Raw genomic sequence first — 15351 nt, 5'->3', positions numbered from 1 at the left:
GCCCGACCATTCCTCCGCGCTTGGAAAAAAAAGGCAGGGCCGGCACCACCCGGCCCTGCCAACCACCCTGTCTCCTAACAAATCTGGTCGCTGCGTCAGTTCGTGTTCGCCGAGTTCACCAGGAACGGTGAGCCCAGCAGCTTCATCTCACCGGCGAATTCATACGGGTAACGCGGATCACCCGGCGGATAGACCTTGTCGTTCTTCGCATCGTTCAGCGTGCCCATCCGGAAGCTCAGCAGCTTTTGCCCCGCAAAATCCGCGACGCTCACGATGTTGCCGCGAATCGCCACGCTCACCGCGACCGGATCGCCCATCCGCGCATCCTTGATCCGGCGGTAAACCTGCCCCTGGCCCTGCCACGTCACGACGGCGTCGATCGAGCGTTCGCCGCGACACGCCACGTAAAACAGATTGTTGAACGGATCCGGTGCGAGTTGCGCGCCGTCGCTGCCATTCGGGATCAGCGGCAGGTCTTTCGCGCCGTGGCGCGACAACGCCATCGCGACCGGATTTCGGCCCACTTGAAACTGGCCCATGATCTCGAGCTGCCCGCGCGTCTCCCAGCTGCTGCGCGCCATCAGCGGCGACACATCGAGGATTCGCACCGTGCCGTCGCGCGAAGCGACATACGCCTTGAACCGATCCTTCGTCCAGCGATCGATCTTCTGTCCGGCGAGCACCGCGGTCGGCTCGCTCACCGGCGTTTCCCAGATGACTTTCGGCTTGATGGCGGGATTGACCTCGAATGTTTGGGGAAACTGCGTCGGCGCGGCGCCGCGCTCCGCGAGCGTGCGGCGGAAGCTGTCCCCGGAGCTCAGGTAACTTTCGCGCATGTAGCTGAACAGCGGGGTGAGATCGACGACCGCGATCTTGTTGTCCTCGGTGGAGCTCACCAGCGCGTAGCCGCTTTTCGCGACCACCGCCTGCCATGCCCCGTCGTAGACGAGCTTGCGGTGACCGTCGGTGGCGAGATCGATCTCGCTCAACACCCGGCCATCCGTGGAGGAGGGGCCGCGCCACAGTCCATTGCTGGCGGCCGCGACCGCTTCGGGCGATTTCATCGGCAGATCGATGTACCCGAGCAGCTTGAAATCCGAAAAACTGCCCTGGTTCGGCAGCCCCATGTACGGCCACGTGTGGAACGGCAGGAATTTGCCCTCGAGCGCGACGACCGCGAGCTGCCCCTGTCGCCGCTCGGTGTCCCAGATTGTCACCAGCGCGAACTCCAGGCTCGTGGTCACGGCGATCCCGCGCGGCACCTTGTGCTGGGGAAATTTGAAACCCGGATACGGCTTCTCGTCACCGCCGCGGCTCGTCTGCATGCCTGCGACCGCGAATAGCCCGTCGCGGTAAATCACGAGCTGCTCGTTCTGCTGCATGCCGTAGCTGCGCACCATGGCTACCGGCTGCATCGGCGTGCCGCCATTGAGCTCGAGGTAACGCGGCTCGCGCGTCTGCGGGTCCGAGTGCAGCCGGCCGCTGGCCACGTCGGGCCGCGGGCTGATCGCAAACACGCGGTTGTAGTAGGCGTACACCTGCACGCGATCGAGTCCGGGATCGTTCGCCGGATCGTTGGGGATGTAGCCGACCTGGCCGGTGTCGCTCCAATAGTCGTTGTAGGTTCCCGGCTCGCCGAGTTCGTAGGGATTGATCCGCACGTAATACTTGCCGCCGGCGATCTTCGATTCCTGCTTGAACAACGTCGGCCGATCGTCCGCCGCGCCGGGATTCAGCTCGGCGAACGTCGGCCCGAGCCGGGCGCTGACGTCGGCACGCGCCCAGCTCAGGGCCGATGCGCTGTAGGGCGTGCCGATGCGCGAGTTCGGATCGGGCGCCGGCTTCGGATTCTTCCGCCGCGAACTGGCGCCTTCGGCCTTGACCGCCGCCGAGTTCATCGAGGTCGCCGTCGCACCGGTCGCAGCGGTGACATCGTACACTTCGAGCAGCGCGATGCCGCAGCGATTCTCGAGTCCGCTCACGTGCATCGAATAGGCACCCGGCGGCAGATCGATCAGCAGCGCCGAGTCGTAGCTCGCGTCGGGGAACGCATAAGCGCCGGTCACGGACGAGGCCATGGCCACTTCGGTCGAGTAGTCGCTGTCGCACCAGTCGTCGTTGCTCGCGACCACGCGGCCTTGCTGGTCGAAGAGCGTGAGCACCGGATCCGGCACCACGGTGTTGAGCCCGGCCTTCGTCAAGGCGGGCCCGCCCGCGCGCAGCAGAACGCGGCGTGGCCCCTGACCGGAAATCACCAAACCGGCAATCAACACGCCGTCGCCGGATTCGATCCGGCCGCGCGTGGAGAGATTGAGCAGTCGCGGCGCGCCGTTGATCTCGTAAACCTCGACGAGCGCAATTCCGCGCGGACCATCGATGCCGGAGACGTGCACGGTGTAGTGACCCGCCGCGAGCGTCAGTCGGAGCGCGGCATCAAGGCTGTTTTCCGCGAACGGCGACGCGCCGATTTGCGCGAACACCGGCTTCAGCGTCGGATCCCAGCGTTCCTGGGTCGCGATCAGCCGTCCGGTGCTGTCGAACACCTGCAGTCGCGGCTGGGTCAGCGCGCCGGCCAGCCCGGCCTGAGCCAGCGACGGCCCAACCGCCCGGATCAGCACCTCTTTCGATCCGGTGCCGTTGACCACGAATCCCGCGATCAGCACGTCATCGCCGGTGCCGACGAATCCGCGGGTGGAAAGGTTGACGAGTCGTGAATCAGTTATCGCCGCGGTCGCGCAGCGCACCAGCCCAGCGAGGAGACAAGCCGCGACCAAGGAGCGGCCAAAATGAAGCGTCATCTGGAGGTCCTATGGGAGTTTTGCCGTATGGCGTCATCGGGTTTCTTCGGCTGGATGCCATCGGCTATCGTTCCCTCGCCGCGAAACTGTAGCGGACCGCATCGCCACCCGCCGGCTTTTACCGGTTTTGAACAGGACTGGAGTGGCACGGGCGTCTCCCGCCCGTGTGCGTGGAGCGCCGCGTCGCCAGCGGTGCGGCCGCGCGAGCCCAACCCTCGTCGGCGGACGCCCTTGCCACGTCCAAGCACGCGTCCCGCGCGTGGGACGACGAGGTTTCATTTTCGAACGCCCGGTTCCCCGCGTCTCGCGTCTGATGAATTTTAACCCGCTGATTTTCAGCGGCCCTGCGTAACCCGCTCGTTTCCGGGCATGCCGCCTGCGATCGCGGACCCGACACACTCCATTCCCCGCCTCATCATGCTCGATCTTCGCTACGCTTTTCGCGCGCTGCTCAAATCCCCCGGCTTCACCTTCGTTGCCGTGCTGACGATCGCGGTCGGCATCGGCGCGAACACCGCGCTGTTCAGCATCTTCAACCAGCTCGTGCTGAATCCCGTCACGCTGCCGCAGCCGTCCTCGCTCGTCGCGATCTGGTCGGTCAACAACAGTCTCAACTTCAATGCGCCGGCCGTCGCCTGGCCGCGCTATCGCGAGATCGCGGCGAACGTCCGCTCGTTCGCGCAGGTCGGCAACAGCGCGTTCAGCAACTTCACGCTCACCGGCAACGGCGATCCCGAGCAGCTCAACGGACTCCGCGTCACGGCCAGTTTCTTCCCCACGCTCGGCGTGCAGCCGCTGCTCGGCCGCAACTTCACCCCCGAGGAGGACGCGCCCAACGGTCCCGCCGTCTGCCTGCTCAGCCACGAGTTCTGGCAAACGCGCTTCGGCGGACGCGAGAGCGTCGTGGGCGAAACCATTCAGCTCGACGGCCGCTCGTGGCAGGTGATCGGGGTGATGCCGCCGCGGCTCAGCAATCCCTTCAGCGCGACGCAGCTCTTCGCACCGCGCGTCTTCGAAAACCCCGGACTCACGCCCGATCAGGTCGAGCGCGGCGCGAGTTTCATGCAGCCGATTGCGCGGCTGAAGCCCGGCGTGTCGCTCGAGCAGGCGAACGCCGAGCTCACCGCGTTGAGCAAGAGTTACGCGGAGCGCTACAGCACCTACCTCGACGCGCAGAATCTTTCGGAAGCGCGCTTCTACACCGACACCCTCGTCGGCAATCTCCGGCCGACGTTCTACACGCTGCTCGGCGCGGTCGGCTTCGTGCTGCTGATCGCCTGCGCCAACGTCGCGAGCCTTTTCCTCGGCCGGCTCTCGGCCCGCCACAAGGAGATCGCGGTGCGGCAATCGCTCGGCGCCACGCGCCGCACCATCGTGCGCCAGTTCGTGTTGGAGAGCATCGTGTTTTCGTTTTTCGCCGGCGCCCTCGGAATCCTCTTCTCGCTGTGGGCGCTGTCCGCCGTCCAGTCGACCATCGCCTCCCAGCTGCCGCCCAACACCACGCTCACGCTCGATTGGCCCGCCGTGGCGTTCACCTTCGGCATCACGCTGGTGAGCGCGCTGCTCGTCGGGCTCGCACCGGCGTTGCAGGCGTCGCGTCAGGACCTCGCGGAAACGCTCAAGGACACCGCGCGCGGCGCGCCCGGCGGAACGCGCGGCGGTCGGTTCCGCGCGTCGCTCGTGGTCGTGGAGGTCGCGCTTTCGGTGACGCTGCTCGTCGGTTCCACGCTGCTGCTGATGAGCTTCCTGCGTCTGCAGCGGACGCCGCCCGGTTTCGACGCGCACGGCGTCGCCACGGCGTTCGTCGGCATCCCGGCCGGCCGCTACAAGACGAACGCCGAGCAGGCACAATTCTTCCAGCAGGTGATCGAGCGGCTGCAAACAGTGCCGCAGGTCAAAGCGGCCGCGGCGGCGATCGGCGTGCCGCTGGGCGGCGTCAACCCGGTCTCGCCCTACAGCGTCGGCGGCCGTCCGATTCTGCCACTGTCGCAGCGTCCGCTCGCCGGATTGTGCATCGTCAGCGACGACTACTTCCAAGTGCTGCAGATCCCGCTGCGCGAGGGCCGCAGGTTCAACCCGCAGGATCGCGAAGGCGCGCCCGGCGTCGGCATCATCAACGAGTCGTTCGCCCGGCGGCTCTTCCCCGGCGAAAACCCGCTCGGCAAGGTGCTCCTGCGCGGTCGGGACGCCAATGTGCAAATCGAGATCGTCGGCATCGTGGGTGACGTGAAAGCGAACGGATTGAACGCGCCCGCGCCCGACCAAATCTTCCTGCCGATGCGGCAACTCGGCCGGCCCGGCATGTCGGTGATGGCGCGCGTCGAGGGCGACGCGGACGCGCTGCAGCCGATCCTGCGCACGGCGGTCGCTTCAGTCGATAAGGACCAGCCGATCTCGTTTTTCCAGACGATGTCGACCGCCGTGCAGCAAAGTCTCGGCGTGCAGCGGATCGTCGCCTCGCTCACCTCACTCTTCGCCGCGATCGCGCTCGTGCTGTCCGCGATCGGGCTCTACTCCGTGCTCGCCTACACCGTCGCCCAGCGCACGGGCGAAATCGGCATCCGGATGGCGCTCGGCGCGCGGCCCGGCCAGGTGGTGCGGCTGATCCTGCAGGGCGGACTGAAACTCGTCGGACTCGGACTGGCCGTCGGACTCGCAGCGGCCGCAGCGACCGCGCGGCTGATCCAGTCGCTCCTGTTCGCCGTTGAACCGTTTGATCCGCTCATCTATCTCGGCGTGGCCGGATTGTTCGCCGTCATCTCGATGATCGCGTGCATCCTGCCTTCGATTCGGGCCGCGCGGATCGATCCGTTGATCGCCCTCCGAACGGACTAACTCCGTTGGCCGTTCGCATGACTTTCCAGCTTCACTCATGAAAACGGCCAAGGTCCTTCTGCTCGCCAGCGGCGTCGCCAACGGGCTTTTCTTTCTATTTCACCTCTACATGGGGTGGCAGCTGCATCACCTGCAGGTCGCGCCGGGATTGCGTGCACTGCTGGAGATGTTCAACGGCGGCGGAGCGCTGTTTATCCTGTTTTTAACCTATGCCTCGCTGCTCCGCGCCGAGGAGATCCTGACCAGTCGGCTCGGCACCGCGGTGCTGGTGCTCGGCAGCGGCCTCTACCTGCTGCGGGCGGTCGCGGAGTTCGTAGTGGCGCCGCACGCGCGGCCGGCAATCTATCTAACCTGCCTCGTGACCGGCGGGCTTTATCTCGGCGCCCTGCTGTTGCGGCGCTCTTCACAGCCGCGCACAGCTTGATCCGGTCGGTCCCCTCTCAGCTCTGGATTCTCGGCTCTCGGCTCCTCGCATATGCAAGATCTCCGCTTCGCCTGTCGTCAGTTGTTGAAAACGCCCGGCTTCACGCTGGTGGTGATTCTCTCCCTCGCGTTCGGCATCGGGGCCAACGCCACCGTGCTCTGCTGGCTGCGTGCCGTCGTGCTGAACCCGCTGCCGGGCGTCGCGCACTCCGAGGAGATGGTCGTGATCGTCTCCAATCAGGGCGGCGGCAACGCCTCGCTGCCCGATCTGCGCGACATCGCGACGATGCGCGAGGTATTCGCCGGCACGCTGGCACACATGCCAACACCGGCCTGCCTCACGGTCGAACGCCAACCCGAATGGCTGCAGGCACAAATCGTCACCGCCAATTTCTTCGAACTGCTCGGCGTGCAACCACTGCTCGGCCGGACGTTCCTGCCCGAAGAGGACCAAAAACCCGGCGGCAATCCCGTACTCCTCATCAGCGAGCAGCTGTGGCGCCGCCGGTTCGGCGCGGATCCGGCCGTGCTCGGCCAGGTGGTCGATCTCAATCGTCACAGCTTTACGATCGTCGGGGTCGTGCCTGACTCGTTCCCGGGCACGCTCGCGCCTGCGTCGTTCGACGTCTGGGCGCCCGCCTCGATGATCTGGGAAGTGCGGAATCAGGGGACCGGTTTTCTGACGTCACGCAGCGCCCGCGGCTGGCTCAATCTCGCCCGGCTCCAGCCGGGCGTCACGCTCGAGCAGGCCCGGGCCGCGATCACGACCTTCGACGCGCGCATGGCCCGCGAGTATCCCACCACCAATGGTTATGCGCATCACCAGGTGCTCCCGCTGTCCGAGACGCCGTGGGGCACGCCGACGGTGATGGCGCCCGCGCTGTGGCTGCTGCTGGCGGTGAGCGGCGGTGTGCTGTTGATCGTCTGGGCCAATGTCGCGAACCTGCTGCTCGCCCGGGCGATGAGCCGGCAGAAGGAGATCGCCATCCGGCTGGCGTCGGGCGCCAGTCGTGCGCGGATTGTGCGGCAACTGCTCACCGAGAGCGTGCTGTTGGCCGCGCTCGGCGGCGGGCTCGGCGTGCTGATGGCCAGCTGGGCCACGGACGCCGCGCCGCTGTTCCTGCCGGAGGACCTCGCCCGCGCCGCCCAACTGCACTTTCCACTCGATCCGGGAACGCTCGCGCTCACCGTACTGCTCACGCTCGGCACCGCGCTCGCGTTCGGTCTCTTTCCCGCGCTGCAGGCCACGCGCCCGGATCTCTTCACGGTGCTCAAGGAAGGCGGCCGTTCCTCGTCGGGCGGCGGCGCGGTCCATCACCGGTTGCGCGCCGCGCTCGTCATCGCCGAGGTCGCCATTGCACTCGCGCTGTTGATCAGCGCCGGGCTGTGCGTCAAAGGGCTGCGGCAGGCGCAGCGCATCGATATCGGCTTCGAGCCCGATCATGTTTTGACGGCCGACTTTCGCATCGGGATGAATGGCTACACCCGCGAGACCGGCCCTGCCTTCTATCGTCAGGCTCGCGAGCGGGTGGCGGCGCTCCCCGGGGTCGAAGAGGCCGCGTGGGCCAGTTGGTTCCCGTTGGGGCTCTCCGGCTGCAAAGGTTCCGGCGTGTTCGTGGAGGGCTACGAACGCCCCGAAGGCGAAGACACGACTTACGAACTCGTCATCGTCTCGCCCCGTTACTTCGCCGCGATGCGCATCCCGCTGCTCGCCGGCCGCGATTTCACCGACCGCGATGATGCCAGCGCGCCGGTCGCGATCGTCAACGAGGCGTTTGCGCAGCGTTTCTGGCCCGGACAGGATCCGCTGGGCCGTCGCTTCCGCAGCAACAGCACCTGGGTGACGATCGTGGGCGTGGCCAAGACCGGCAAATACAACCGGCTGCAGGAAACGGCGCGGCCGTTCTACTACCTCCCGTACCAGCAAGGGGTGCCCGATCTCGACCTCGCGCTGTGCGTCCGCACCGCCGCCGATCCCGCGGGGTTCACCTCCACCCTGCGCCGAACGTTCCGGGAACTCGATCCCGGCGTGGAAATGCTCCAAGCCATGCCGCTCGCCGCGTATTCGTCGATGGTCCTGTTCCCGCACCGGCTCGCGTCGGCCTTGCTCGTTTTCCTCGGCAGCGTCGCGCTGCTGCTCGCCGCGATGGGCGTCTACGCCGTGATCGCTTACGGCGTCGCGCAGCGGACGCAGGAGTTCGGCGTGCGCATGGCCCTCGGCGCGAAGCCGGGCAATGTAATCTGGCAGGTGCTCCGGCACGGTCTCGGGCTGGCCCTGCTCGGCACCTTGGCCGGACTCGTGTTGGCCGTCGGAGTCACCCAGGCGCTGACCAGTTTCCTCTATGGCGTGAGTCCATTCGACGCGGTCACCTTCCTCATCGTTTCGCTGCTCCTGATCGCCGTGGCCGCGCTCGCCTGCTGGGTGCCGGCCCTGCGCGCCACCCGCGTCGATCCGATCGTCGCGCTGCGCTCCGAATAGCTCGGCCCCCGCAAAATAAAGACCCGGGCACCCGCCCGGGTCTCCCCACAGCGGCGACCGCCGCTGTCACAATCCAGTATTTCAGCGGGCTAAAGAAACCAGATGCGGCAGGGAGTTCCTTCCGCGCCTGTATCCGCGTACCCGTTAGTCAGAAAAAGAAGCGCCTGCGGCCGAAGCCGCAGGCGCGTGCCGGGACCAAACCTGGGCCGCACTAGCCCGGATATTTCATGAAACTCAGGAAATACCCGCCCTCCGGGCCGACTCTGTCGGGGCTAGCCGCGACGAGGTCGCTCCGCCGCAGGCGGACGGAAATTTCGGACTGAGCTTCACGCCTGTTCATGAAATTTCCGGACTAGAAGTTGAGCGTATTCGTCAGCGTCCAGGTTTGGGGCGGCCGGATGCGGAAGCCGGCGGGCGATCCATCCGGTTGAGTGGTCACCGGGATCAGCTCGTCACCGACAAACGCATTTCGGACATTCAGCTGGATTTGCCAATCGATGTTCCGCGTCAGCTTGCGCGTGTAGCCCAGCCAGAAATCCCAATTCGTTTCGGCCGGGCCCTTGAACGGATTCGCCAGATCGAAGTTGGCCTGCCCTTGAACCGTGCTCGGGATCGGCCGGTAACCGATGACGATATCGGACTCGTAACGCACACCGACGCCGACGTTGAAGCCTTTCAGCCTCCCTTCATCGAAGTCGTAGTTCGACACGGCGTTGAAGCGCCATTCGCGCAATTCCGGAGCGTTGGTGCCTTCCTGCAGGCGGCGCTGGGCGTACTCGGAGCCGACATTGTTGTTCCATTGGAACAACGCCGTCTCGTTGCCCGCGCCACCCCACCAGATGCGCAGGTCGCCAGCGGGCGTCGTCCGCAGCGCCGTCTCATAAGCGTTGATGAAACCGGTCAGGTTCGTGCCGCCGATGTTGGTGCGGACTGCCTCGGTCTTGGTCGCGTTCAGCGTCACACGCCAATTTTTGGTCGGCAGCGCGCTGAATTCGAACTCGTAGCCTTTCGAAATGCTGTCTTCCGTGACGCTGAACCCGTTGGGATTGGTCGAGGTGATGTCCCGGGTGTTGTCGTTCAGGTTGATCTGCCACGCCGCGTAGAAGCGCGGATCCACGCTGCGCTGCCAGGTACGCCAGGCGGCGATCACGCGGGCTTCGCGCGCCTGCGCGTCCTCCAGCGTCTCGCCCGGAGCCTGACCGTAGTTGTAACGGGTGTTGGTCGGACTCGGATTCGCATCGCGACCGGTGATGTTATTCCCATCCCGGATGTCGTATTCGAAGATGTTCACCCAGTTGCCGGACCACACCTGCGAAGCGCCGATGAACCAGGTGTTGGTGAGCGACGTGCTGGTTTGGTTGAGCGACTTGGTTTCATACTTGTTGATCTTGAACGAATATTTGCCGTCGCGCGTTTCCAGCAGGATGCCCTTGTCGGTCGTCTCGCCGGAGGGCGCACCGATCGCCACACCGTAGACGTCGACGCGATTGGCCGCCGGTTGGAAGTTCTCCGACTTGCTGTAATACAGGCTCACGCGCACGGGCGAGCGGTCGCCGATGAACTGGGTCAGGTGGGCCACGGCGCTCCAGCTGCGTGACGTGATGTCCAGCCGGGTATCGTAGTCATCATTGAGCCGGTAGACATCCGAACCGAGGTTCAGGTGTCCGTACCGGTCGCTCGAGGCGCTGTTGAGATCCTGCGAGTGCTGCCACGACTTCGCGACGTCTTTGCGCACGCCGTAGGTGCCGACGAGTGCATTATCCCAGAATTTCGCCTGCCACACGGCCACTTTTGAGCTGACCGTCGACTTCGTGAGTCGGGCCGCCGTCGTCAGATAATCGCGGTAGCCTTGCTCCGACTGATAGAGCCGCATCGGCACGTCGCGCCAGCCGACATAGTTCCCCGGATTCTCCGACTGCGTCGACACGTAGGCTCCCACCGGGGTACCGTCCCTCAGATTGTTCGGGGTGTAGTATTCGTTGTTCCACGCCGCCGCCGGATCGACGTAGTTCGCGTTCCCGGGAACAGTGGAACGATTCCAATGCGAGTCGAAGGTGCGCACCGTGCCGGATCTCGGCGTGGAGATGTTCTGCGGGCGCGGCAGGAAAGCACCGGAGGCGGAATTGCGACTTATCAGCGACGGCCCGAGATAAATCACCGTGCTCGGCACGAAGGCGCCGTTGTTGAACTTCGCGTTCACATCCGGGAGATTCACGAACTCGCGATACACGTCGTCGGTCGCGTACTGGATCCACCCGCGGTTGTCCGTAGTCTGCCGATCCTTCCCGAGCAGCGCCGTGAGGGTGTGCTGGCCGAGGGCGCGCGTCACCCAGTTGCGGTTGCCGCCACGGGTGAAGTCATGCGTCGCAAATGCCGTCAACCGGGCGTTCTCCCAAGTGCTGTGATAGGAATTGTTGCCGCCCTGTCCGTCGTCCGAGACAAACGCCCGGCCGACGTTGGGATTCGGCGTACCGTCGGCGAACGGCTCTCCGTCTCGCCCCGCCGGCGTACCGTCACCATAGACGCGGTTGATATCGATGTAGATCGCCTGGCGTCCGGCGGAGAGCAGGCTGAGCTGGCCGTTCTTGTAGTCCTCCTTGTTGTACGAGATATCGAAGCCGAGGCGGTCATCAAAGAACGTCTGCGCCAGACTGATCGTGTAGTGCCTGAAATCCTGCCACTCCCGTTTGTTCGGGCCGTCGAGCAGGTTGTTGTAGAAGTCGAACACCGTCGCGTCCGTCAGCGAACGTTGCTTGTAGATGCCAAACTCGTAGAACGGCAGCCGCGCCTGGCGCGCAAACTGGTCATACGGGGCAATGCTGGTCGGCCGTTGATACGGCATGCCTCCGACCGAGCGGTCGATCGCGCCGGCCGAGTTGAGGCCGAAGTTGAACGTCGGCTCGTACACCCGGTAGCTGGCGGGCGCATTGCTGGTCGCGTCGAAGAAAGCCAGCGGTCCGCCGAACTGCTGCCCGAAATTGCCCAGCCAGGGCTGGAAATAGGGATTGGGATTGCCGCTCACCGGTGCGAAGTTCCACGTCGCGCGCATTTGGCCATGGTTCGGCCGGCCGGTGTTGTCGTCCTGCAGCTGCGACGGAATGAACGTCTCGCGGTTCAGGCCCGCGTAGGTGGTGTCGGCGTTCGTCGCATTGCGACCGGCATAGGTGCCGGTGTAGAACCACGGCGTGATGTTGTCGATCGGCGGGACCACGCGCGGACGATTGCTGCGGACGTTTCCCACCTCGTAATTGGCCTTCAGAATCGTGCGCGCCCCGCCGCGCTTCAGGAACGCCGGCTCCCAGCGCAGCGCCCCATAAAGACGCCGGTCGCGGGAGAACGCCGGCTCCTGCTTGAACTTCTCGTCATTGTACAGCGCCGAGAACCGGATCGCCAACTCGCCCTTGATCAGCACGCGGTTGATATCAATCGTGCCCCGCGTGCTGCCGAAGCTGCCATAGCGCGCGGTTACCTGGTTCGAGTCCTTGAACCCCGCTTGCTTCGAAGCGGTATTGATGATGCCGGCGGGACTGCCCTGGCCGAACAGGATGCTGTTGGCGCCACGCTGCATGTCCACGCGATCGACATTGTAGCCCTCCCACGGGATGTCCGTGATGAAGAAATCGCGGGTGTTGTCCGCCGACGTCAGCCCGCGCACGCGGGTGTTGGAGCTCGGGTTGATGAACCGCGTCGCGGTGCCGCCACCGCCGCTTTCGTCCAGGTTCGCCCCGTCGCCGAGCCCGGCGAAGTTGCCATACGCCGCGCCCACTTCCGTGCCGGTGGTGTATTGGAGCAACGTCTCGTTGTTCGTCGCTCCGACATCCTGCAGAAACTGGCTCGTGATCACACTCACCGCGTTGCCAATGTCGCGCAGGTCGGTGTTCAGGCGGTTGCCCGCGAGCGTCGTCGCCGCCGCGTAGCCGCTCTGGGCTTCGGCCGAGACTTCGAAAGGTGAAAGGACAATCACCTCGTCATCCGGAGGAGACTCCGGGGTCGCTCCGGGCGCCACTTGGCCCCACGAAGCGGTAGCTGCCATCATCGCCGCGACGGCGGCGAGGGGAATTCGGACTGCTTGGTATCCGTTCATTGAGTTCAGACTCGTTTCAGGTATTGCGGCGGCGTGCCCAACGCGACGCGGTCACTCTCAGGCGTCCGCGTGGATAACCGCCTGCCGGAGTTGAACCCCGCCAACGGGGCAATGACAGCGACGCGCACCCTGACACCGTTCAAATCCCGCAACGAGGTGACGAAGAAAACTCTTCCGGGTTTGCAGTCCGTTTCGTAGGGCGTCGCTTGCGACGCCCGTGACCCTACCACGCTGCGCCCGCGCCAACCCGGAATATCGTGACGCCCAAGCAGTGCGGCCAGCGTTTACCCCCGCTGGCCGCTAGCTACCTGACGAGCCGCCGAGACAGACACCAAACGGCAGCTCCATACACCGCGGCCAGCTCATGCCACCCGCACGCATCACGCGAGGGCGACGCAGCTGACACCGTTCAGGATTTCACGGCGGCACGTGTCACGTGGGTGCCCGCTGTATCTGCCTCAAGTTGAACTCTGCCGCGCCTTGGCCGCGATTCACCGGACACCGAAGGAAACGACCGCTGGTCGAACGCGTCCGCCACCCGCAGAAATCCCGCTGTCCTCCTGAATTTACTCCGCAGCCTCCCGCGCGTGTTCCGTGCGTCCGTGGCTTCTTCGCTGCTGCGCGAACGCTCGCTGGCGGCACTCGGCGAGGCGGGCCAACGCTCGCAATTTTCCGCGCAGACCCTCACCGCGGCGGCTCGATTTGACACCGTTCAGATCGGACGTAGTTCGGCCCGCCGCGGTGTTATGTCGTGCGACGCTCAACCGCGATGACTCCCCACCCACCAGCCGCCAAGCGGACAAGCCGTCACCACGTCGTGTCCCCGCTCCACTCCTCGCTTCCGGTCTGATGACCACTTCCGCAGATCGTCCCGTTATGATGGCGGACCTTGCGCGACACCTGCGACTCGCGCGCTCGACGGTTTCGATGGCGCTGCGCGACCACCCGGACATCGCGCCGGCGACGCGCCGCCGCGTGCAGGATGCCGCGTTGCAGCTCGGCTATCGCGCCAATCCGCTGGTCTCGGCGCTCATGGCGAACGTCCACGCCGCGCATCCCGTGAAACACGACACCGCGCTCGCGGTGATCAGCGAGGACTCGGGGCCGATCGAATGGTATCGCCGGCCGCTGCTCGATTCGATTCACGCCGGGATCGCCGCGCAGGCGGATCGGCACGGTTTTCTCGTGCAGCACTTCCAATTGGCCGATGCCGGCCTCTCGCCCGCGCGCCTCGCGGCGATTCTGCGCGCCCGCGGCATTCCCGGCGTGATCCTCGCGCCGGTGGCGTGCACCAAGCCGAGCCGCTTCGACGCGTGGGACGATTTCGCGGTGGTGACCATCGGCTGGTCGGTCCTGAATCCGCGGCTCTCGCGCTCGAGCTTCCACCATTTCCAAAACATGCTGCTGGCGTGGGACACGCTGGCGGCCCGCGGCTACCAACGGATCGGCTTCGTGCACACGACCGAGCAAAGTCAGCGCAGCGCGCTCACGTATCTCGGCGGCTTCCTCGCGCGCAGCTACACGCGACCGCCACACGACCGCGTCGAGCCCCTCTCCGTCGACGTCGCCACCTCGCTCACCGCCGAGCTGTTCCGGGCTTGGAAGGAGCGCGAGCGACCGGACGCCCTGATCGTCACCGACGCCGCTTGTTTCGTGCCGCTCGTGCAACAGAACGCCCGCGTGCCCGACGAACTCGCGCTCGTGGCGCTGGAGGCCGGCTCGGCCCCGGCCGGCACCGCCGGCATCGACGAGCAGGCCCCGCGTGTCGGCGCCGCAGCCATCGATCTTCTCATCGGGCAGCTCCACCGCAATCAGCGTGGCTCGCCCGAGGTGCCGTCGTGTGTCCACGTGCCCGGCACCTGGCGCGAGGGCACCACCGTTCGGCCCGGAGTTCCGGCTTGAGCGCAGCGCAATGCTGCTCCACGGTCGCCAGCTAACTGGCGCCGCCCTACCCTGCCTCAAATTTCCGCCGACCCGCGGCCAAGGTTCCGCCCTATACCTTTCACCCTCAATCACGATTAACTTCGCCTCGCCATGAATGATACAACTCCCTCGAACTCCCCGAAGAAATCCACCACCAAGCTGGTGGGCATCATCCTGATCGTCGTCCTCGCGATCGGCTTGATCTTCCTCGCCTCCCGGCTGAGCCACACCAACACGCGGCTGAGCCAGACCTCGACGGCGTTGAACGAATCCAAGGCCAAAGTCGCTCAACTGCAGCAGCAGCTCGAGGAAGCCCAGGACAAATCGGCCGCCCTCGACCGCCAGATCCAGGACGCCAACTCGAAAACGGGCGTCGTCCAGAGCCAGCTCGAAGAGACCAAGACCGGCGCCAGCGAGTTGAAGGCCAAGCTCGATCGTGCCGTGTCGCGTTCCTCGGATCTCGAACGCCAGCTGGCCGAAGCCGTTTCCGGCTCGACCCGCCTGCAAAGCAAGGCCGACGAAGCCGTCGCCGCCAGCGAGCGCCTGCAGCAGCAGTGGGAACAGGCCCGCTCCGGCACCGCGGAAGCCGAGAAGCAACTCGCGGAAGCCCGCGCGCAGGTCTCTGATCTCCAGAGCAAGCTGCAATCGATGCAGGCTCAAATGTCCGAGATGGCCGCCGCCGCCCAGGCGAAGAAGAAGAGATAAGACGCGCTCCTCCGCCGGCAGCACAGTGCGGTGCGGGCTCGACCCGCGCCGCAGCTTTTTCGGAGCCCGCTCCCCCGCCGCGTCGTCGGTGAACCGCTCCGCTA

General features: G+C 65.6%; 7 protein-coding genes. 5 read left to right on the top strand and 2 right to left on the bottom strand.

From position 1 onward, the window contains the following. Nucleotides 1–95: 95 nt before the first annotated feature. A complete protein-coding gene (locus tag OTER_RS10100; protein WP_012374816.1) occupies nt 96–2798 on the bottom strand; it encodes a hypothetical protein in 2703 nt (900 codons plus the stop codon). Between the two features lie 417 nt (nt 2799–3215). Between OTER_RS10100 and OTER_RS10095 the strand changes: the two genes are divergently transcribed. From OTER_RS10095 to OTER_RS10085, 3 genes are read left to right on the top strand one after another with little or no spacing between them, the layout of a single operon-like run. Further along, a complete protein-coding gene (locus OTER_RS10095) occupies nt 3216–5633 on the top strand; it encodes an ABC transporter permease (protein ID WP_237702473.1) in 2418 nt (805 codons plus the stop codon). 37 nt (nt 5634–5670) lie between these two features. Beyond that, on the top strand, nt 5671–6057 hold the full coding sequence (locus OTER_RS10090) for a hypothetical protein (RefSeq protein ID WP_012374814.1): 387 nt from the start codon (nt 5671–5673) through the stop codon (nt 6055–6057). A 51-nt stretch (nt 6058–6108) separates the two neighbouring features. Next, nucleotides 6109–8535 carry an ABC transporter permease gene (locus OTER_RS10085; protein ID WP_012374813.1) on the top strand — a complete coding sequence of 809 codons (2427 nt, stop codon included), beginning with the start codon at nt 6109–6111 and terminating at the stop codon, nt 8533–8535. Between the two features lie 352 nt (nt 8536–8887). Here OTER_RS10085 and OTER_RS10080 read toward each other — a convergent pair whose 3' ends face one another. Beyond that, nucleotides 8888–12619, bottom strand: coding sequence for a TonB-dependent receptor plug domain-containing protein (locus OTER_RS10080; protein ID WP_012374811.1), 3732 nt, complete (start codon nt 12617–12619; stop codon nt 8888–8890). An 849-nt stretch (nt 12620–13468) separates the two neighbouring features. Here OTER_RS10080 and OTER_RS10075 point away from each other — a divergent pair. Together OTER_RS10075 and OTER_RS10070 are read left to right on the top strand one after the other, a co-directional pair. Then, nucleotides 13469–14521 (top strand): substrate-binding domain-containing protein, encoded by a 1053-nt coding sequence (locus tag OTER_RS10075; protein ID WP_083767689.1) that lies wholly within the window; start codon nt 13469–13471, stop codon nt 14519–14521. Nucleotides 14522–14653: 132 nt separating this feature from the next. Further along, nucleotides 14654–15247, top strand: a complete 594-nt coding sequence (locus tag OTER_RS10070; protein WP_012374809.1) for a hypothetical protein — start codon at nt 14654–14656, stop codon at nt 15245–15247. Nucleotides 15248–15351: the final 104 nt, after the last annotated feature.

Source organism: Opitutus terrae PB90-1, assembly GCF_000019965.1.
GTDB lineage: Bacteria > Verrucomicrobiota > Verrucomicrobiia > Opitutales > Opitutaceae > Opitutus > Opitutus terrae.
This window is presented reverse-complemented; position numbering and strand designations above follow the sequence as displayed.